Consider the following 19,277-nt stretch of genomic DNA (forward strand, 5'->3'; position numbering starts at 1 on the left):
GGGAGAAGCGGCCTATCGTTTTAATCGTCGATTCCGCTTGCGCGAGATGCTGCCACGACTTGCCACGGCCATGATGCAATCCACACTATGCCCAGAGCCGGTTTTACGTGCAGCGAGCAATTTTCATGGCTGAGAGTCGGGGCTAATCAGGTCGTGACAAGGGCAAAGTTCATAACACGCTCTAAAATGGAAGATGGCGAGCTCTTCAACGGCAAGGACTAAAGATGACTCAAAACGACTTTGTTAATGCGCTAAAGACCGAATGCGCGGATGCCGCAGTTCATGATTGCTTGGAACTTCTAAAAGCTCCACCGGGCCGCAGGCCCGCTCAATCTCTGGTCAGTTTGTCAGTTTGGTATCGTGGTCTTGATCCTGCAGACCAAGCTCACGTTGCCGCCGCATTGCGAATAGCGGCCGATGCAACACTGTTCGGCGTTTTATGCGTTATCGACGGTGTACGCGTTATTGAAGATCAGCCAGCCAAGTCTGAGTTCAGACTGACGGCCACATGCAATGGTTCAACCTCAATTATCTCGCCTGGGCCCGAGGATCTTCATGATCTTCTTGAGGGGCCGGCGTACATGCCTTGCGATCCTGGCCGATAGGGGTGATTGTGTCCGCGTTTCATTTGGCCTTGGCCTGACCTCAATCCAATCTGAAGACGCCCGCTTCTCCAGTCCGTATGTCGTACACCACTAATGCCTCTCGAAAGGCGTCAGCGCTGCAAACGAGTTCACCGGCACTGCTCCAGATAGCGGACAGACCTGCTCCTATAAAATTATCGGCGGCGCCGATACAGTTCGCCATCATCACAGTCATGGAATGGGGTTTTGCCATCATCGGATAATGACTGTAGGCCGATGCGACGCCTCTCTCAGACTTGGCCACGCTTGCCAGATATACATGAGCGCCTAACTTTGCGGCGTGTTCTGCATGGCTTGCCTGCAGTGACTCGTAGCAAATGGCGGGTGCCAGGATATGGTCTGCCTGTCTGAGCACGAGCTGTTCAGTGCCGAGGGTGAAAAAAGGGTATTCGTCGACGTGTAGATGCTGCTTGGAATAGGTACTGCGCGCCAGCCCTGGTTGGAAGCAAATCATGCTGATTTCGGTGCCTTTCGTCCCCTTCGTCGGCGCACCAACGGCGATGAGCATGCCATATCGGTCGCTTAATGCCTGAAACTCATCAAAGCGCCGATCAGTCGGGTGCACCGCCAGAGACTCCGCCAGACCTGGTTCATAACCGGTAAGGGAAAGCTCGGGAAAGACCAGTACGTCGGCATCTTTGCTCGCAGCCAGGCGGATGACATCGAGGTGCTTACTGATGTTTTTTCCGATCTCGCCAGGTATAGAAGGGATTTGCGCAGCGATTAACTTCATTGCCTGTCTCGTGTGGATGTGTTGAGGCTGGGAATCTTGACTAGACGCCTACCTAAGCAACGGCCTCGGGAAGACAGATTGCCTGGATGCTTACCGAACTTCTCCAGCCTGAATCCTGTAAAAAACTAGGTGCGCCGGTTTGAGGCAGATGTTCATTTGTTGAGCACCGTGGTTCCCCAGATCTGGTCGTAATCGGCATTGTGCGCCTTGGTAAATCCATGGGCATCGCTGAATCCCTCATCGACTTTCTGGCCATCCTTGTAGATCACATAATGGCGCCCGCCGGCAGACTGGTTGCCCGGGTAATGCAGCTGCATCCGGTAGACGAGCCTGCTCTCTTCCGCTGCCGGCGTTGCCTGTTGCTGTCCGCCGCCGCTGGCCATGTGCTTTATCTGCAACAGCGGTGTCGCCTGCTGCGGATGGGCAACAATCCAGCGCGTGAAATTGGCTTGGTCCTGGGCTGAGGCTTGCCCGAACGCTGGCCAGATATACAGAAAAGTTGCCGGCGTACCGGGCGCTGTACTGGCAGCTGGCATGTGCCACTCATAGACCTGTTGCTTGCCGTCGGCTGTCGTCATCTCGAGCAGGCTGGCACTGGCTTGCGATGGGGTGCTGGCGGCGACCGGTAGTTCACTGATCGGCACCAGGCGGGAATCCGGTATGGCACCCGCAAGTGCCAGCAGCAGGTCGCGCTGGTTTGTCACTTCCTGTTCGTTCAACGACAGCGAGCGCAGGTAGCGCGAACGCAGACTGAAACGGTAGCGCGTTTCCTGCAGGCTGAATTCTCCCTCGACCCTGGATGCTTCGTGCCAGTCATGTCCGGGTGCCAAATTGACAGTGCCGTGCATGACGCAGAATCCCTGCTGCGACTGCGCCGCCGGCGGGAAGGGCGATGCGCTGCTGGTGATGGGGGCCAGGATTTCCTTGGTGCGCCGCTCGGTGATGTCCTGCAGGCGGCTGATGGCACTCTTCTGGAAGCGGAAGGTCGTGCCATCGCGATGGACGAAGCCGGTGACCTGTACCACATTTGGATCGAGCGGCAATGCTTCTTCCTCGCGTGCGACGATCACCCTGCCATCGTCCTGCGCCAGCATTTCTACTGGCTTGACCAGTTGGCGCACCCGGCCATCACTGGCCGATGCTTGCGCGGCCAGCAAGCGCTGCGCATAGCTGGCTGCGTCTTCGCGGTAGGTATCGACATCGCCCCAATAAAACTGCGCGGAACTCCCCAGAAAATGCAAGGGCATATTGCCCGTAACGGCAAGCCGCCCGATGCAGTAACTTGTGTTGCCAGTAGTGTCCGCCGATGGCGGCAGCGGCTTGTGAGTGGTGTTGGTGGTGCTGCAAGCGGCAAGCAACGCAACGGAAAACCACAGTAGTGCGCGCATCGGGCGTGGGGCGGAACGTCTCAACGCAATTCCTTCAAAACAGCAATCGGCCATGATAAATGACGTCGGTCCACGTGGTGCGTCACCCATGGCCAGGTGATCTGGCGCGTCCTGCTGCTACCGTCCATTGGGCCGATTGCGGGATCGAGCGAGCCGAATCCGTTCTGGTCGGTGCAGGCCACCGGAAACCGCACTGCGCCGCTTCGCATCTGCTTTCATGCCGCGCGGTGGCTGATGGCGTGCCTGCTTCCGTTGGGCGGGCGCATGTGGGGGCTGCGTTGGGATGGGCCAGTGATTGGAGGTCGCGCAACCACGTGTGCGCCTTCCTCTGCAGGAGTGCTGCGCACAGGGTGCCTGCGCTTGCTATTGCTTCTTTCGATACACACCACCGAAGGAAACGTTCATTCCGCCGCATTCCAGGTTGTCGTCGACCAGCAGCATGTCGCCCAGCAATTGCAGGCGCACCTTGCACGTGTTCTCGTTGACCTCGACGCGGTTGCCTTCTGGATAGCCGCGCGCGGTGACCGAGCCGGTGTGCGGACCGCCCGGCGTCTGTTCCGGGTCGGGATAGGCGCTGGGCCAGTACGCATCGCCGTTGACGGTGATGCTGCCGTCTGCGTTGGGGGTCAATTGCAGCATGTTGTCGCCGTAGTGCCAGTGGCCGTTCCACGCCTGCGGTGTGGGCGTGGCCGCGCTTGGTTGCATCTGCAGGCTGGACTGTGCGACCCAACCAGCATTGCCGCCTCCCTTGTTGGGATAGAGCACGCAGACATACGCATTGCGGCGCTGCGCCGTCAGGACGATATCGTTCTTGACCACGTAGGCGCGTCCCTGGCATGCGGCCCCGCCCTTGTCCGGACAGCCATCGGTGTCCTTGAGCAGATGCAGGCGCGGCGGGATGACCTTGCCGAGGGAGAACGCCACCTGCGCGCTGGTGAACAACCCATTGCGGCAGGTGGCATCGTCGGTGGCTGGCGCGGCGTGGACCAACGGCGAAACGCCCAACAGGGCAAGCATCCAGGCCTTATGCATGGCAATCACTCCAAATGTGGCGCGGTACTGTGCGGCAAACCGGGCCGTCTTTCAGCAGGAAAGTGTCACCACACGCCATGCGTACCACAGCCGTGCTGACCCACGTCCAGTTCCACGCCCGCGCGCAAGCGCGCGCCGCCGCGTGCGGTGCGTGCATGGTGCGGCGTTGTGTCTTCGCTCCGCAGCCCATGCTTGTGTCTGATTAACTCAGTGGAAGTGTATGAGCTCTCTTCACCTGGGGAGGGCGATGCTGCTGTCTCCAATCGAGAGGGAGTGGAGCATGAAACAATCACTGTTGGTCCTGTCCATCGTCGCGGCGCTGGCGCTCGCTGGCTGCAAGCCGGATGCCGACAAGGAGGCCGCAGCGCCTGCCGCGTCCACCGAGCCGACGCCGACCGGTGGCGCGGCGACCCCGACCACACCGCCTGTCGGCGAAGCCAGCCCGGCGCCGGAAGGCGCGGCGCGCGCGAGTTCCGGAGACGATATCGCCCTGGGCTTGCTCGGGGCGGTGGATAACCACGAGATCGCCGCAGCGAAGCAGGCGCAGGACAAGAAGGTCACCGGCGCGGTGCTGGAGTACGCGAAGATGATGGAGAAAGAGCACACCGAGAACCTGGAAAAGACCAAGGCGCTGGGGACGCTGGCCGAAACCCCGGACGTCAAGAAGCTGGAGAGCAAGGGCGAGCAGGACCTGTCCACGCTGGGGCAGACGTCCGGCAACGACTACGCAGCGGCCTACATCGATGCAATGATCGCCGGGCACAAGGACGCGCTGCAGTTGATCGAGACGCAGATGATGACAGTGGCGTCGACCGAGCCGGTCAAGCAGCACCTGACCGAGACCAAGACGCACGTCGAGCAGCACCTGGCGAAGGCGGAAGAGATCAAGAAGACGATGTGAGCGTGGGTGTGGCAGATCGCCGGTCTGCCACGCCTGGTCTGCAAGCGGCGGGTGAGCGCGACGTCGTCGTTTTCGAGCTTAGGGACCTGGAAGGGGGATCAGGGAAAAGGCGATTCCTCCCACAACCCCCAACAGCGCCAACACGCTAAGAATTATAGAATACAGACGCCTGGGAAAACTGGGGCGACGCTGAATGGCTCGAAGAATGGCGATCGGACCTAATGCATAAACAGCACAAAGGGCAATGAAGTACCAGTTGATCTGATAGAAGGAGCCCTTGCCCAGCGCATTTCCGGCTTGAAACAAGACCACTCCACCAACAAGCGATAGGAAAGAGCGGATTGCGAATGCATTATTGGTTCTTGTTTGAATGCTCATACCTTCACATCGCTACGATCTGGAATGTTGCCCCAGCTGGGGTGCTTTATCAACGTGATCTCCTCTTGCGCATGCATTGAACGTGATTGCGTCAGTACCCAGTGTCATCGCAACGTTGCAATGGCTGGGCGAAAGTCTCCAGGAGTTTTGCTGCAAGGAGATACACTCCATGCGCTATGTGCCCAGGTCGCCGACGCGCTAGCTGGTGGTCCCGACTCTTCTGATGAGCTACAAGATGTGCACAGCAAGCTGCTCGGTATGCTGGCCCATTACACCTCAGTACTGGGCGAACATCAGCTGGACATTCCTTTCTCCCGGTCCACGGGTGCCTGACAATTCGTCCAGGCAGCTTGCGCTTGGCAGGTGGGCTTAACTCAAGCGTCGCATCCTGCTCTCCGGCACGGCTCGGGCTCAGCCTCTGATCCTTTGCCGCTGCAACTGTGGCGATGGTGAGCAGTGCCGCCATGACGTAGCTCCGCATCCTTGCTCTCCCTGCAGCTTAAGTTCATAGCCTTACAACGCTTGGGGAGTTGGCCAATGCTGCCTGAGCCCGCACCACAGCCGCGCTTGTTTGATTTTCGTCAATTCGACCGACACATGAAATTCGCAGTGAGGGTGTTTGACTGCATGGGTCAAGAATCGTTGCGGAGTTGCGCATGAGTGCAGTCACAGGTGGAAAGGTCGGCGAGGCGGTCAGCCAAGGGGCGATCTGGACGGGAGTTGGACTGGTGCGTCGTGAGCGAGCGCCTGTGGATCTGCTGGGTGGTTCGCGCCGCGTTGCTCCCATTGTCGTCACGGCGCGTGTTTGCGCCGCGTCCTGCTGAGGAGGCGCCATGCGGATTTGTGTACTCAACGAAACAACCAATGAGCAAGCCGGGCTGGAGCAGCGTTGCGTGTCTGCGCGCGAGGCGGGCTGCGACTACGTGGTGGCGCCGCCGCCGTTCGAGCGCGATGCAGAAGGCCGGCTCAGCGAAGTCGCCAGCGGCAGCGAGGCCGACGCAGCGCGCCTGGGTGAGCTTGTGCAGGCGGCGCAGCGCGCTGGCGTGAAGCTGCTGCTCGACGTGCGCCTGGACGAAGTAGGCGGCGCCAGCGCGGTGGTGCGCGAGAACCCGCAGTGGTTTCGTGCACGCAGCACGGCGGTGCCGGACCCGCGCCAGCCGCGCACGACGCCGGAAGTGGCCGAGGCACGTTTTGCCTATGCGCAGGAAGGTGCGGCGCTGGTGGAGTGGTGGAGCGCGCGTTTGCTTGACTGGGTATCGCAAGGCGTGGCCGGCTTTCGCTTGCTGCAGCCGCAACAGGTGCCGGCGCAGCGCTGGCGCGAGTTGATCGCACGCGTCCATGCGCAGGCGCCGGAAGTGGTGTTTGCAGCGTGGACGCCAGGCCTGGGCACTGAAGCCTTGCAGCAGTTGGCCGGTGCCGGGTTCGATGCGGCGTTCTCTTCGCTCGCGTGGTGGGATGGGCGCAGCAGTTGGTTCTTCGATGAAGACACCGCGTTGCGCGCACTCGCTACCCAGGTGGTTGCGGTACTCGATGCGCCCGATGGCAAACGTGCGGCAAGTCCCGAGCAGCATTGGCAACTTGCGCAGGCCTTGGGCGGTGCGTGGTTGTTGGACGCGGCGCAGTTGAACGCAGTGCCATCGAGCACACGTGCCGCTGATGGTGCGCCGACCGGCAATGCCGGCCTGCGGCTGCGCCCGCTATTGCGCGAAGCCACCGGGCTCACTGCCGTGGCGGTGGAGCCGCTCGGTGGCTTGCCGTCGTTGCTGTTGATCAATGGCGATGCCGCACATGTAGTGCCGGTGCCGGCACCGGACCTTCTGCGTCTGTTAGGCGATGCCGAAGCGTTGGTGGGCGAAGACGGCAGCACCTTGTCCGGTGCGACGCTGGAGGCGCTGGAGCCGGGCGAGGTGCGCGTGTATCGCAGTGTGCCGGCGCGGCATGTGCTGGCAGTGCCGCGGATGCGCCCGCGTGCGCAGACGGCGGCCGCGTGGCCACGCGTGTGTATCGAGTCGGTGACACCCTCGGTGGATAACGGCCGCTTCCCGGTCAAGCGCACGGTGGGCGACCGCATTTGCGTGGAGGCCGATGCGTTCTGCGATGGGCACGACCGCATTGCAGTCGCCGTGCTGTGGCGCCCGGCCGATGCAAAGACCTGGGCCAGCGCGCCGATGCGCGCCTTGGGCAACGACCGTTGGCGTGCGGAGTTTCCGCTGGAGCGCATCGGTACCTATGAGTTCCGTGTGGAAGGCTGGCGCGATGTGTTCGCCACCTTGCATGCGGATCTGGAAAAGAAGCGCGCCGCCAACACGGTGCTGCCGGTGGATGTGCAGGAGGCGGTGGCGGTGGTGCAGGCCGCGCACGCGCGCAGCAAAGGTGCATTGGCCGAGCGTTTGCAGGCCGTCCTCACCCGCATCGGTGCGCAGAGCGAGCCATTGCAGCAGCTGGCCATCGTGCTGGAGCCGGACACCGCACAGGCGATGGCGTTGGCCGACGACAAGCCGTTCCGCTCCGAGACGCCGGTGACCTTCCGGGTGGAGTCGGAGCGCCGCGCGGCGCACTTTGCCAGTTGGTACGAATTGTTCCCGCGCTCGCAGAGCGGCGATGCGCAGCGCCACGGCACCTTCGACGATGTGATCGAGCGGTTGGCGCATATCCGTGCGATGAACTTCGACGTGTTGTACATGCCGCCGATCCATCCCATCGGCGCGAAGAACCGCAAGGGCCGCAACAACACGGTCACTGCGGTCGACGGCGAGCCGGGTAGCCCGTATGCGATCGGCGCCAGCGATGGCGGGCATACCGAAGTGCACGCCGAACTCGGCGGGCTCGATGGCTTCCGCCGCCTGATCCAGGCCGCACGTGCGCACGGGCTGGAAGTGGCGCTGGACTTCGCCATCCAGTGCGCGCCGGATCACCCATGGTTGAAGGATCACAAGGACTGGTTCACCTGGCGCGCGGATGGCTCGATTCCATACGCGGAGAACCCGCCGAAGAAATACCAGGACATCGTCAACGTCGATTTCTACGCCAGCGGTGCGGTGCCGGATCTGTGGAACACGCTGCGCGATGCGGTGCTGTTCTGGGTCGACGAGGGCGTCACGCTGTTCCGCGTGGACAACCCGCATACCAAGCCGTTCCCGTTCTGGGAGTGGTTGATTGCCGATGTGCGTGGGCGCCGCCCGGACGTGGTGTTCCTGTCCGAGGCCTTCACTCGCCCGAAGATGATGTATCGCCTGGCCAAGTGCGGCTTCTCGCAGTCCTACACCTACTTCACCTGGCGCAACCACAAGCACGAGCTGCAGGAGTACGTGGAAGAGTTGAACGAAGGCGTGCCGCGCGAATGCTTCCGCCCGCATTTCTTCGTCAATACGCCGGACATCAATCCGCAGTTCCTGCAGACCAGTGGGCGCAATGGGCATTTGATCCGCACCGCGTTGGCCACGACCTTGTCGGGGCTGTGGGGCATGTATCAGGGCTTCGAGTTGTGCGAAGCCACGCCACTGGCGCCGGGCAAGGAAGAGTATCTGGACTCGGAGAAATTCCAGCTGCGCGCCTGGCCCGAACGTGCGCCCGGCGACATCGTCGATGAGATCACCCGCTTCAACCAGCTGCGCCGCATGCACCCCGAGCTGCAATCGCACCTGGGCACGCGGTTCTATCAGGCGCACAACGAGCAGGTGCTGTATTTCGGCAAGTTCCTGGATGCCGGTTACCTCTCGCGCAGCCGCAGCATGGTGTTGGTGGCAATCAATCTGGACCCCAACGCCGCACAGGATGCCGCTATCGAAATTCCATTGTGGGAGTTGGGCCTGCCCGATCACGCCAGCGTGGCAGTGGACGATCTGTGGGACGGCCATCGCTTCACATGGCAAGGCAAGCAACAACACATCCGGTTAGAGGCGACGCGGCCGTTCGCTTTATGGCGCATCCGCGCAGGAGAGGTCGCATGAATGCAGTCCCATCGTTACAAGCCGACGCAGAACAATCTGCGGTGGTTGCAGATCAGCTTTGGTACAAAGACGCGATCATTTATCAAGTGCACGTCAAGTCGTTCTTCGACTCCAACGACGATGGCATCGGCGATTTTCCCGGCCTGATTTCCAAACTGGATTACATCGCCGAACTCGGCGTGGACACCATCTGGCTGCTGCCGTTCTACCCCAGCCCGCGCCGCGACGACGGCTACGACATTGCCGAATACATGGCGGTGCATCCGGACTACGGCACCATTGCCGACTTCGAGCAGCTGGTGGCGCAGGCGCATGCGCGCGGCATCCGCGTCGTGACCGAGCTGGTGATCAACCACACCTCCGATCAGCATTCCTGGTTTCAGCGTGCGCGCAATGCGCCGGCTGGCTCGCCGGAGCGCGACTTCTATGTATGGTCGGACACCGACCAGGAATACGAAGGCACGCGGATCATCTTCTGCGATACCGAAAAGTCCAACTGGACCTGGGACCCGGTGGCCGGGCAGTACTTCTGGCACCGCTTCTATTCGCATCAGCCGGACCTCAACTTCGACAACCCCGCCGTGCTGGAAGCGGTGTTGGAAGTAATGCGCTTCTGGCTGGATCGCGGCGTGGATGGCTTGCGTCTGGATGCGGTGCCGTACCTGATCGAGCGCTCCGGCACCTCCAACGAAAATCTGCCGGAAACCCACGCGATCCTGCGCAAGATCCGCGCCACGCTGGATGCCGAATACCCGGACCGCATGCTGCTGGCCGAAGCCAACATGTGGCCGGAAGACACCCAGCAATACTTCGGCCAGAACGCCGACGAATGCCATATGGCGTTCCACTTCCCGCTGATGCCGCGCATGTACATGGCGATCGCGCGCGAAGACCGCTTCCCCATCACCGACATCATGCGCCAGACCCCGGAGATTCCGGAGAGCTGCCAGTGGGCGATCTTCCTGCGCAACCACGACGAGTTGACGCTGGAAATGGTCACCGATTCGGAGCGCGATTATCTATGGCAGACCTACGCCTCCGATCGCCGCGCGCGCATCAACTTAGGCATCCGTCGCCGTCTGGCGCCGCTGCTGGAGCGCGACCGCCGCCGCATCGAATTGATGACCTCCCTGTTGCTGACCATGCCCGGCACGCCGGTGCTGTATTACGGCGATGAGATCGGCATGGGCGACAACATCCATCTGGGCGACCGCGATGGTGTGCGTACGCCGATGCAGTGGTCGATCGACCGCAATGGCGGTTTCTCGCGTGCCGACCCGGCGCAGCTGGTGTTGCCGCCGGTGATGGACCCGCTGTACGGCTTCCAGGCAGTGAATGTGGAAGCGCAGATCCGCGACCAGCATTCGCTGCTGACCTGGACCCGCCGTGTGCTCAGCGTGCGCAAGCGCTACCAGGCCTTCGGCCGCGGCACGCTGCGCTTTTTGTATCCCGGTAACCGCCGCATGCTGGCCTACCTGCGTTGCTATCAGGACGAGACGGTGCTGTGCGTTGCCAATCTGTCGCATACGCTGCAGGCGGTGGAACTGGATCTATCCGAGTTCGAAGGCCGCGTGCCGGTGGACATCATCGGTGGCGGCAGCTTCCCGCCGGTCGGCCGCCTGACTTATCTGCTCACGGTGCCGCCGTTCGGCTTCTATGCGTTCCAGCTGGTCAGCGAGGGGACCTTGCCGGATTGGCATGTGCCCACTCCGGTGCCGCTGCCGGATTACCGTACGCTGGTGTTGCGTAGCGATACCGACGAAGGCAACGCGCTGCTGCCGCATCTTTCCACATTGGAAAGCGAAATCCTGCCGGCCTGGCTGTCGGCGCGGCGCTGGTTCTCGGCCAAGGATCAGGTGCTGAAACACGTGCGTATCTCGCGTCGCACGCCGTTGCCCGGCGATGAGCCGATGAGCCTGCTGGAGCTGGAAGTGGAGCTGGAAGATGGCCGCCACGAGAGCTACATGCTGCCGATCGGCATCGTGTGGGAGCGCGACCACCCCAGCACCCTGGCCGAGCAGTTGGCACTGGCGCGTGTGCGTCAGGGCCGCGAGGTGGGTTACCTCACCGATGCGTTCGCCCTCAAGCCGATGGTGCGCGGAGTGATCGACGCGCTGCGCGAGAATTCCACGCTGGAGTTCCGCGATGGCGACGATGCCTCGCAGCAGGGACAGGTGCGTTTCGAAGCGACGCCGGCGTTGGCCAAGCTGGATATTCCGCAGGATCCGGACATCCGTTGGTTGTCGGCCGAACAAAGCAACAGCTCGCTGGTGGTCGCCGACAAGGCGGTGTTCAAGCTGCTGCGGCATGTGGCCAATGGCGCCAATCCGGAGATCGAGATCGGCCGTCGCCTGACCGAGATGGGCTATGCCAACGCCGCGCCCCTGCTGGGCAGCGTCAGTCGCATCGACGCGCAGGGCACCATCACCACCATTGCGTTGCTGCAGGGCTTTATCCGCAATCAGGGCGATGCCTGGCGTTGGACGCTGGACCATCTGGCACGCAGTTTCGACGAGTACGCCACCGCGCAGACCGACGAATCGCGCGCCGAAGCCGTGGCCGGTTACGACGCGTTCGCTGCCGTGGTCGGCAAGCGCCTGGCCGAGCTGCACGAAGCCTTGTCGCGCGACACCGACGATGCCGATTTCGTCCCGCAGCGGATCGATCTGCCCGCTGCCAATGATGTGGTGGCTGGCGTCGCGCGCCAGGTCGAACAGATGTGGGACACAGTCAACGCACGCCTGGCCAGCAGCGACGATGCGATCGAACGCGACGCACTGGAAGCGGTGCTGGCCGAACGCTCGCAGCTGGAGGCCTTGCTGGCCAAGGCACCGGGCGTGCTCGCCGAGTCGTTGTTGACCCGCGTGCACGGCGACTTCCATCTGGGCCAGATCCTGGTGGCGTTCGACGATGTGATCCTGATCGACTTCGAAGGCGAGCCGGCCAAGCCACTGTCCGAGCGCCGCGCCAAGGCCAGCCCGCTACGCGATGTGGCCGGTTTCCTGCGCTCGCTCGATTACGCCAGCGAAGTCTCTGCACGTGGCGAAGAGGGCGCTGCCGCACGTGCGGGCGTGGGGGTGGATACGCATCTGGATGAATTCCTGGTGCAGTTCCGTCGCCGCTCCACGCAGGCATTTCTGGACGCGTACCATGCCGTGCTCGATGCCAGTACGCATCCGTGGATCGCGCCGGCAGCGTTCAATGCAGCAACCTTGTTGTTCCTGGTGGAAAAGGCCTGCTACGAAGTGCGCTACGAAGCCGCCAACCGGCCGGGCTGGTTGATGGTGCCGGTAGAAGGCTTGCGACGCATCCTGCAACGCGCGCGCGCTGATGCAGGAGACACATGATGAGTGGAGTGATGACAGCAGTGACCAATCGATGGGACCCCGGCGCGACCCGCGCCCTGGCCGAGGCACGCCATGGCGATGCATTCGCCATCCTTGGCGCGCACCCGACCGACAGCGGACGGGTGCTGCGCACTTACCAACCGGGCGCCAACTACGTCAACGCAGTGCTCGACGACGGGCAGGTCATCGCACTGGAGGCAGGCCCGGAGCCGGGCCTGTTTGCTGGCGAGTTGCCGGCGCAAGGCGCTTATCGCCTGCGCATCGGTTGGCCCGGCGGCGAGCAGGACACCGCCGACCCGTTTGCGTTCGGCCCGCAACTCAGCGACTTCGATCTGCACCTGATCAGCGAAGGCCATCATCTGCAGTTGGCCGATGCACTCGGCGCCAATGCGATCGAGGTCGATGGCGTGCGCGGCACGCGTTTCGCGGTGTGGGCGCCCAATGCCACACGTGTGGCGGTGGTGGGCGACTTCAATAGCTGGGACGCGCGCCGGCATCCGATGCGGCTGCGGCATCAGTCCGGCGTGTGGGAGTTGTTCGTGCCCGATGTCGGCCCTGGGGCGCATTACAAGTACCAGCTGCGCGGCCCGCATGGAAACGAATTGCCGGCCAAGGCCGACCCGGTAGCGCGGCGTGCGGAGCTTGCTCCGGGCACCGCTTCGATCGTGGCCGACCCCACGCCGCACCAGTGGAACGACGACGGCTGGATGGCCACACGCGCACGCCGTCAGGCGCACGACGCACCGATGAGCATCTACGAGATCCACGCCGGCTCCTGGCTGCGCGAAGAAGGCGTGGACCTGGACTGGGACGGGCTTGCCGATCGCCTGATTCCGTATGTGGCCGATATGGGCTTCACGCACGTCGAGCTGATGCCGGTGACCGAACATCCGTTCGGTGGCTCGTGGGGCTATCAACCGTTGGGGCTGTTTGCGCCCACCGCGCGCTTCGGCTCGCCGGATGGCTTCGCCCGCTTCGTCGAGCGCTGCCATCGCGACGGGATCGGTGTGATCGTCGATTGGGTGCCGGCGCATTTCCCCACCGATGCACATGGGTTGGCGCATTTCGACGGCACGGCGCTGTACGAGCATGCAGACCCGCGCGAAGGCTTCCACCGCGACTGGAATACGCTGATCTACAACCACGGGCGCCGCGAGGTGTCCGGGTTTTTGATCGCCAGCGCGCTGGAGTTCCTGCAGCGCTTCCACGTCGACGGCCTGCGCGTGGATGCGGTGGCCTCGATGCTGTACCGCGATTACAGCCGCAATGCCGGCGAGTGGGTGCCCAACATCCACGGTGGGCGCGAGAACTACGAAACCATCGCGTTCCTGCGCCGGCTCAACGAGGTGGTGCGTGAGCATGCGCCCGGTGCGGTGATGATCGCCGAGGAATCCACCGCGTTCCCCGGTGTGACCGCCGATGTGGCGCATGGCGGGTTGGGCTTCCACTACAAGTGGAACATGGGCTGGATGCACGACACCTTGCACTACGCCGCGCTCGATCCGATCTACCGCCGTTATCACCATGGCGAGCTGACCTTCAGCATGGTCTATGCGTATTCGGAGCGCTTCGTGCTGCCGATCTCGCACGACGAAGTGGTGCACGGCAAGGGCTCGCTGCTGGGCCGTATGCCTGGCGACGATTGGCAGCGCTTCGCCAATTTGCGTGCGTACCTGGGTTTCATGTTCACCCACCCCGGGCGCAAGTTGCTGTTCATGGGCTGCGAGTTCGGCCAACCGACCGAGTGGAACCACGACGGTGGCATCCCCTGGCACCTGCTCGACGACCCACGCCATCGTGGTGTGCAGACCCTGGTGCGCGATCTGAATCGACTGTATGTCGAATATCCCGCGCTGCACGCCTACGACGACGATCCGTCCGGGTTTGCGTGGGTGGTGGGCGATGATGCGGCCAATAGCGTGGTTGCGTTCCTGCGCAAGGGCAAACGCGGCGATGCACCGGTGCTGGTGGTGATCAACTTCACCCCGCTGGTGCAGCACGGCTATCGCATCGGCGTGCCGCAGAGCGGTCAGTGGCGCGAAGTGTTCAATAGCGACGCCGGCATCTACGGCGGTGCCAATCTGGGCAATGGCGGTGTGGTCACTGCAGAGCAGCAGTCCATGCACGGCCAGACACAATCGCTGCCGCTGCTGTTGCCGCCGCTGGGCGTCATCGTGCTGACGCCGCACGGCTGATGCATCGCATACACCGCCGGGCAGCTGGTCCGGCGGTGCGGCACCTGTTAGATTGCGCGCCGTAGAGTGGTAAACGAAACACCGCGAACGCCTTCACTGGCGCGCGGCAGTTTTGTCAGCCGCTTCTTAGGCAGCCCGGGGAGGGCTGCCGGGCACAGCCGCCGCCATGCCTTCCGTCGACCGTCTTTGCGGGAGCGTTGTGCGTGGGCGTTTTGATTGCTGTGAGTGTTGTTTGGCTTGTTGAGGCCGCTTTCTGCGCTGCGCGCAACAGTGGCTGCGCGCATGCAGCGGTGTGCAGGGCACAGCCACTGCGTGCGACCGCGCTACGTGGCTACCGATGTCCTGCCCGGTTTGGTGCGCTGCCTGAGCCCACCTCGACGCAGGCTTGCGCATGAGTAGCCTGATGACGCTTTTGTATCTGCTCACCGCTGCCGCCTCGGCTTTTGCGTTTTATCTGGCAACCACGCATCAACGTCTTGTGCTGCGGCGCCGATTGTCTGCGCGCCTGTTGCGCAGCGGTGGCAGCGTGTTGTTGGTGTTGTCGCTGGCCTGCGCCATCCGTGCGCTGGGTGTGTGGGCGGGCGTCTTCGCCGCAGTGACTGCGCTGATGCTGGCGGCGGTGGCGCTGCCGTATCTGGATGTCTGGCAACAGGCGCGTGCGCAACGCAGGCAGGTGCGTCATGTGGGCTAGATGGTTGGCTGCCGTGGTGCTGGGCCTGCCGCTTGCGGTTGGCATGGTCGGCTTGTGCGCGTTGTTGCTGCCGGGGCCGCAGCAAAGCTACACGCTGGCGTGGCTGTTGCTGATGTTTCCGGTGTGGATCGGTGCAATGGCGCTGCCGTTCGTGTTTCGTAGCGCAGTACGCGCCTGGGTGGTTCTCGGCGGGCTGACCGTGCTGTGCTATGTCGTGCTTGCGGGCATCAAGGTATTGGGCTGGACGGAGTTGAGCGCATGAAAGCATCGACCTTGCGCGCGTTTCTCTCCGTGCATAGCTGGATGGGTTTGCTGGCCGGCATGGCCTTGTTTATCGCCTTCTATGCCGGTGCCCTCACCGTGTTTACGCATGCGTTGAGCGACTGGCAGGCCACGCCACAGGTCACGCAAAAGGCGCCAGCCGATCCGGTCGCCGCAGCGCAGGCCTTGCTGGACGGGGTGATCGCCAAGCATCCGCAGGTGGCCGAATCGTTTCTGGTGCTGCTGCCCGGCGAACATGGGCCGATTCCACGGCTGTACTGGTATGGCGCGCAGGCCGATGCCAGTGGCGGCATGCGCCAATACCAACACGCCGCCGATGGCACGCTGCAGGAGTTGCCGCAGCGCGTGGGCTTTGCCGATTTTCTCTACGACCTGCATTTCACCGCGGGCCTGCCGCGCGTGTTCGGCACCTATCTGTTCGGCGTGGTGAGCGTGCTGTACGGGCTGGCCCTGGTCAGCGGGGTAGTGCTGTACGCGCCGGTGTTCTTCAAGGATCTGTTCGCGCTGCGGCTGGGCCACAACCTCAAGCGCCTGTGGCAGGACGCGCACAACGTGGTCGGCATGTTGTCGCTGCCGTTCCATGTGATCTTCGCCTGGTCCGGTGCGGTGTTGTGCCTGGGCGTGCTGTTGCTGGCGCCGTTTCAGTTTCTGGTGTTCGACGGCAAGTTGATGCAGATCCTGGAGCCGGAGTTCGAGCTCACCCCGCATGTGGCACCGGCCAAGCGTGCCGCCCCGTTACTGCCGGTCGCGGTGTTGCTGGACAAGGCGCGCGCAGCCAGCCCGGGGTTTGTGCCGGAAAACATCGGGTTTCACGATGCCGGCGATGCCAATGCGCGTGCGGAAGTCTATGGCCACCACGATCAGCGTCAGCTCAACACGCTCGGCGGCGTGGCACTGGAAGCGGCAACCGGCAATGTCTTGCGGGTGCTAGAGCCCAGGACGATGTCGGCCGGCACCGCTGCACTGCGCGGGTTGCAGGGGCTGCATTTCGGCAATTTCGGGCATGCGCCGTTGCAGTGGCTGTACTTCCTGCTGGGGCTGGGCGGTGCGTTCCTGTTCTACAGCGGCAACCTGTTATGGATCGAAACACGCCGCAAGCGCCGCCTGGTCGACCAACCGCGCCGCACGCATGCCATGGCGCGCCTCACGGTGGGTGTGTGCCTGGGCAGCGTCGCCGGCATCTCGGCGTTGTTTATCGCGGCGCGGTTTCTGCCACAGGGACAGGAGCGTTATGTCTACTACGCGGTCTTCGCGCTCATGGTGATGTGGGCCTTGCTGCGTCCCACTGCACGCGGCGCCTACGAGGTGTTGCTGGCGTGCGCGGTACTGACGGCGTTGATTCCGGTTGCCAGCTGTTTTTCCGCGCGCGGTGTGGTGCTGCCGTGGCAGGACGCAACGGTGCTCGGTGTCGACCTGATTGCGCTGGCCTTGGCATGGACGTACTGGCAGCTGGCACGCGCGAGCAAACGGCGCGGAGTGCAGGGCGATCCGAACAGCGTCTGGGCGTGGGGAGATCGCGCCGCTCCGTGAGCGGTCGCTGTGCCTGCGCGCTGTAGTGCATTGCAGCGCTGCCTGTACAACGCGCGTGTTGCGGACCGAGGATCTGGGCTCGGTTGAGCTCAACTCACGTGTGACGACATGCATGTCACGTACGATCCTTGGCCTCTGATCGCTGCTGACGTTCGTTTGTGTGCGTTGAAATGTCCACACCACTACGCATTGGCCTGATCTCCGACACGCACGGCCTGCTGCGGCCGGAGGCGGTCGTCGCGTTGCAGGGGTGTGCTGCAATCATCCATGCCGGCGATGTGGGCAAGCCGGAGATCCTCACCGCGCTGCAGGCGCTGGCACCCTTGCACGTGATTGCCGGAAACATCGACAACACGCCATGGGCAGCCAAGCTACCCGAGACCCTGGATCTGCTGATCGCAGGCGTACGCATCCATGTGTTGCACGATCTGAAAACACTGGCGCCGGAGGTCGCTGCAGATGTGATCGTCAGCGGTCATTCGCACAAGCCATTGGTGCACATGCGCGACGGCGTGCTGTACGTCAATCCGGGCAGCGCCGGCCCACGTCGCTTCAGCTTGCCGATCAGTGTGGGCACCTTGTGGTTGGGCGATGGCCCGCCGCGTGCGGAACTGCAAGTGCTACAGCTGCGTTGATCCAGGGCAGATGCCTGCAATACGCGGTGAGCCACGATCCAGGTGACGCGGTTCGACGACGTGCATCTGACTTCAATACGCTCGATCCAGCTTGCACTGACGTCACGAGCGGAAGCTATTGGCAACGCATGAGTTCGCCGAACTTACGCGGCATATAGGCACGCGCCCGGGCTATCTGTTGAACGCTTGTGCACGTTTGAAACCCATGCGCTGACCCTGTCTGCACGCATGTGGGGCCACCCTTGTGCCTCAAGTCGTCGCAAAGGAGTCCTCATGAATACACGTCGCCAATTCCTCTCCGCCGCCGCTGCCGGCACCGCTGCGTTGGCCGCTGCGCCGTTGTTGGCCCAGTCGTCCGCGCCTGGCAGCGTGATGCCGACGCGCGGCAAAACCACCGTATCGAAGCTGCCTGCCAACGCAGCGACCAAGGGTGCGCGGTATCGCCCTGCGAGCCGTCTGGGCTTTGGTGGCGTGGCGATCGGCAATGGCTTCGCAGCCACCAGCGATGCGCAGAGCGAAGCGACCCTGGCGGCGGTGTGGGAGTCGGGCGTGCGCTATTTCGATACCTCGCCGTGGTACGGGTTGGGGTTGTCGGAGCGTCGCACCGGTCATCATCTGCACAATCACGCCGCAGACGAATACGTGCTGTCGACCAAGGTCGGGCGCCTGCTCACCGCGACCGACAAACCGCCCCAGACGATGTGGCAGCAGCCCTCGCCCTTCGACTATCGCTACGACTACAGCGCCTCCGGCGTGCGCCGCTCGATCGAAGACAGCCTGCAGCGCCTGGGTGTGTCGCAGATCGATATCGCCTACATCCACGATCTGTCGCCGGAGAACGAAAAAGATCTCGGCATGCCATGGGAACAGCGCTTCGCCGAAGCGGTGAAAGGCGCCATGCCCGAGCTGACCAAGATGCGCAAGGAAGGCCTGATCAAGGCCTGGGGCTTCGGCGTCAATCGCCCGGAACCGGCCTTGCGTGCGATCGAAGAAGCCGACCCCGACATCTTCTTGCTGGCCTGCCAATACTCGCTGCTCGATCACGCGCGTGCACTGCATGACACCTTCCCGAAGATCGCCAAGCATGGCGCCTCGGTCGTCGTTGGCGCGCCGCTGTTGGCGGGTTATCTGGCCGGGCGAAAGCGTTATCTCTATGACGGTAGCGTGCCGGAATGGGCGCCGGCCATGCGACAGAAAGCGCTGGCCATCTGTGACCGCCACGGCGTGGATCTGCGCACCGTCTCGCTGCAGTTTGCCTCTGCACCGCAAGTGGTGTCGGCGGTAATCCCGGGCGCGCGTACGGCCGAGCAGGCGCACGCGAATGCGGCCTCGATGCGCGTGGCGATTCCGGCAGCTGTGTGGGATGAACTTAAGCGCGAGCAAGTGATCGAATCGGATGCGCCAGTGCCTGTTGTGAGCTGATGCAGCTAAGAGCGGCTGACAAAACCTAGCGAGCGAGCGCCTGTCAGTGAGTGCAGTGGTTTTGCCGGCCGCATCTTGATGGATGCAGTCAGAAGTCCAGATCAGACACTGAGGTGGTTGAATGCGCGGTGCCCTCACCGCTCGCGGGG

Annotated in this window: 14 protein-coding genes and 1 pseudogene; 11 read left to right on the forward strand and 4 right to left on the reverse strand. The window is 63.0% G+C overall.

All coding sequences use genetic code 11. The annotated features are described in order from the left end of the window. Window positions 1-133 (forward strand): annotated as a pseudogene (locus XcyCFBP4188_RS07195) (IS1595 family transposase); the annotation flags it as partial. A 512-nt stretch (window positions 134-645) separates the two neighbouring features. Here XcyCFBP4188_RS07195 and XcyCFBP4188_RS07200 read toward each other — a convergent pair. The 3 genes from XcyCFBP4188_RS07200 to XcyCFBP4188_RS07210 all read right to left on the reverse strand — a co-directional run bounded on the left by XcyCFBP4188_RS07200 (window position 646) and on the right by XcyCFBP4188_RS07210 (window position 3,797). Continuing rightward, window positions 646-1,377 (reverse strand): carbon-nitrogen hydrolase family protein, encoded by a 732-nt coding sequence (locus XcyCFBP4188_RS07200; RefSeq protein WP_174705830.1) that lies wholly within the window; start codon window positions 1,375-1,377, stop codon window positions 646-648. Window positions 1,378-1,529: 152 nt separating this feature from the next. Continuing rightward, the gene (locus XcyCFBP4188_RS07205) at window positions 1,530-2,765 is read right to left on the reverse strand and encodes a hypothetical protein (protein WP_104591852.1); all 1,236 of its coding nucleotides are present in this window, start codon (window positions 2,763-2,765) and stop codon (window positions 1,530-1,532) included. A 363-nt stretch (window positions 2,766-3,128) separates the two neighbouring features. After that, window positions 3,129-3,797: a hypothetical protein gene (locus XcyCFBP4188_RS07210; protein ID WP_104591853.1), complete on the reverse strand. Its 669-nt coding sequence runs from the start codon at window positions 3,795-3,797 to the stop codon at window positions 3,129-3,131. A 280-nt stretch (window positions 3,798-4,077) separates the two neighbouring features. Between XcyCFBP4188_RS07210 and XcyCFBP4188_RS07215 the strand changes: the two genes are divergently transcribed. After that, complete coding sequence (locus XcyCFBP4188_RS07215; protein ID WP_074058675.1) at window positions 4,078-4,698, forward strand: DUF4142 domain-containing protein; 621 nt, start codon at window positions 4,078-4,080, stop codon at window positions 4,696-4,698. A 78-nt stretch (window positions 4,699-4,776) separates the two neighbouring features. On the opposite strand, the gene XcyCFBP4188_RS07220 is transcribed toward XcyCFBP4188_RS07215, so the two are convergent. Beyond that, window positions 4,777-5,076: a hypothetical protein gene (locus XcyCFBP4188_RS07220; protein ID WP_074065930.1), complete on the reverse strand. Its 300-nt coding sequence runs from the start codon at window positions 5,074-5,076 to the stop codon at window positions 4,777-4,779. A 120-nt stretch (window positions 5,077-5,196) separates the two neighbouring features. On the opposite strand from XcyCFBP4188_RS07220, the gene XcyCFBP4188_RS23760 reads away from it, so the two are divergent. The 9 genes from XcyCFBP4188_RS23760 (at window position 5,197) to XcyCFBP4188_RS07260 (ending at window position 19,128) form a co-directional block, all read left to right on the forward strand. Next, window positions 5,197-5,409, forward strand: a complete 213-nt coding sequence (locus XcyCFBP4188_RS23760) for a DUF6959 family protein (protein WP_374730453.1) — start codon at window positions 5,197-5,199, stop codon at window positions 5,407-5,409. Window positions 5,410-5,909: 500 nt separating this feature from the next. Next, complete coding sequence (locus XcyCFBP4188_RS07225) at window positions 5,910-9,026, forward strand: maltotransferase domain-containing protein (RefSeq protein ID WP_006451142.1); 3,117 nt, start codon at window positions 5,910-5,912, stop codon at window positions 9,024-9,026. Continuing rightward, a complete protein-coding gene (treS, locus tag XcyCFBP4188_RS07230) occupies window positions 9,023-12,373 on the forward strand; it encodes a maltose alpha-D-glucosyltransferase (protein ID WP_104591854.1) in 3,351 nt (1,116 codons plus the stop codon). Before XcyCFBP4188_RS07225 ends, treS begins: the two co-directional genes overlap by 4 nt. Window positions 12,374-12,384: 11 nt before the next feature. Further along, window positions 12,385-14,568, forward strand: a complete 2,184-nt coding sequence (glgB, locus tag XcyCFBP4188_RS07235; protein ID WP_104591855.1) for a 1,4-alpha-glucan branching protein GlgB — start codon at window positions 12,385-12,387, stop codon at window positions 14,566-14,568. A gap of 391 nt (window positions 14,569-14,959) precedes the next feature. Beyond that, a complete protein-coding gene (locus XcyCFBP4188_RS07240; RefSeq protein ID WP_074058671.1) occupies window positions 14,960-15,259 on the forward strand; it encodes a hypothetical protein in 300 nt (99 codons plus the stop codon). Beyond that, on the forward strand, window positions 15,249-15,521 hold the full coding sequence (locus XcyCFBP4188_RS07245) for a hypothetical protein (protein ID WP_006451146.1): 273 nt from the start codon (window positions 15,249-15,251) through the stop codon (window positions 15,519-15,521). Before XcyCFBP4188_RS07240 ends, XcyCFBP4188_RS07245 begins: the two co-directional genes overlap by 11 nt. Continuing rightward, a complete protein-coding gene (locus XcyCFBP4188_RS07250; protein ID WP_104591856.1) occupies window positions 15,518-17,071 on the forward strand; it encodes a PepSY-associated TM helix domain-containing protein in 1,554 nt (517 codons plus the stop codon). The genes XcyCFBP4188_RS07245 and XcyCFBP4188_RS07250 overlap by 4 nt, the downstream gene beginning before the upstream one ends. 170 nt (window positions 17,072-17,241) lie before the next feature. Continuing rightward, window positions 17,242-17,706, forward strand: coding sequence for a metallophosphoesterase family protein (locus XcyCFBP4188_RS07255; RefSeq protein WP_006451148.1), 465 nt, complete (start codon window positions 17,242-17,244; stop codon window positions 17,704-17,706). Window positions 17,707-17,979: 273 nt separating this feature from the next. Then, window positions 17,980-19,128, forward strand: coding sequence for an aldo/keto reductase (locus XcyCFBP4188_RS07260; RefSeq protein WP_104591857.1), 1,149 nt, complete (start codon window positions 17,980-17,982; stop codon window positions 19,126-19,128). Window positions 19,129-19,277 lie beyond the last annotated feature (149 nt).

The sequence above is a fragment of the Xanthomonas hortorum pv. cynarae genome (genome assembly GCF_002939985.1).
Lineage (GTDB): Bacteria > Pseudomonadota > Gammaproteobacteria > Xanthomonadales > Xanthomonadaceae > Xanthomonas > Xanthomonas hortorum_D.

What these genes read in the sequence shown, in the direction of transcription:
- XcyCFBP4188_RS07200 (WP_174705830.1), bottom strand. Translation starts at nt 1,377, where the DNA reads ATGAAGTTAATCGCTGCGCAAATCCCTTCTATACCTGGCGAGATCGGA.
- XcyCFBP4188_RS07205 (WP_104591852.1), bottom strand. Translation starts at nt 2,765, where the DNA reads ATGCGCGCACTACTGTGGTTTTCCGTTGCGTTGCTTGCCGCTTGCAGC.
- XcyCFBP4188_RS07210 (WP_104591853.1), bottom strand. Translation starts at nt 3,797, where the DNA reads ATGCATAAGGCCTGGATGCTTGCCCTGTTGGGCGTTTCGCCGTTGGTC.
- XcyCFBP4188_RS07215 (WP_074058675.1), top strand. Translation starts at nt 4,078, where the DNA reads ATGAAACAATCACTGTTGGTCCTGTCCATCGTCGCGGCGCTGGCGCTC.
- XcyCFBP4188_RS07220 (WP_074065930.1), bottom strand. Translation starts at nt 5,076, where the DNA reads ATGAGCATTCAAACAAGAACCAATAATGCATTCGCAATCCGCTCTTTC.
- XcyCFBP4188_RS23760 (WP_374730453.1), top strand. Translation starts at nt 5,197, where the DNA reads ATGGCTGGGCGAAAGTCTCCAGGAGTTTTGCTGCAAGGAGATACACTC.
- XcyCFBP4188_RS07225 (WP_006451142.1), top strand. Translation starts at nt 5,910, where the DNA reads ATGCGGATTTGTGTACTCAACGAAACAACCAATGAGCAAGCCGGGCTG.
- treS (WP_104591854.1), top strand. Translation starts at nt 9,023, where the DNA reads ATGAATGCAGTCCCATCGTTACAAGCCGACGCAGAACAATCTGCGGTG.
- glgB (WP_104591855.1), top strand. Translation starts at nt 12,385, where the DNA reads ATGACAGCAGTGACCAATCGATGGGACCCCGGCGCGACCCGCGCCCTG.
- XcyCFBP4188_RS07240 (WP_074058671.1), top strand. Translation starts at nt 14,960, where the DNA reads ATGAGTAGCCTGATGACGCTTTTGTATCTGCTCACCGCTGCCGCCTCG.
- XcyCFBP4188_RS07245 (WP_006451146.1), top strand. Translation starts at nt 15,249, where the DNA reads ATGTGGGCTAGATGGTTGGCTGCCGTGGTGCTGGGCCTGCCGCTTGCG.
- XcyCFBP4188_RS07250 (WP_104591856.1), top strand. Translation starts at nt 15,518, where the DNA reads ATGAAAGCATCGACCTTGCGCGCGTTTCTCTCCGTGCATAGCTGGATG.
- XcyCFBP4188_RS07255 (WP_006451148.1), top strand. Translation starts at nt 17,242, where the DNA reads ATGTCCACACCACTACGCATTGGCCTGATCTCCGACACGCACGGCCTG.
- XcyCFBP4188_RS07260 (WP_104591857.1), top strand. Translation starts at nt 17,980, where the DNA reads ATGAATACACGTCGCCAATTCCTCTCCGCCGCCGCTGCCGGCACCGCT.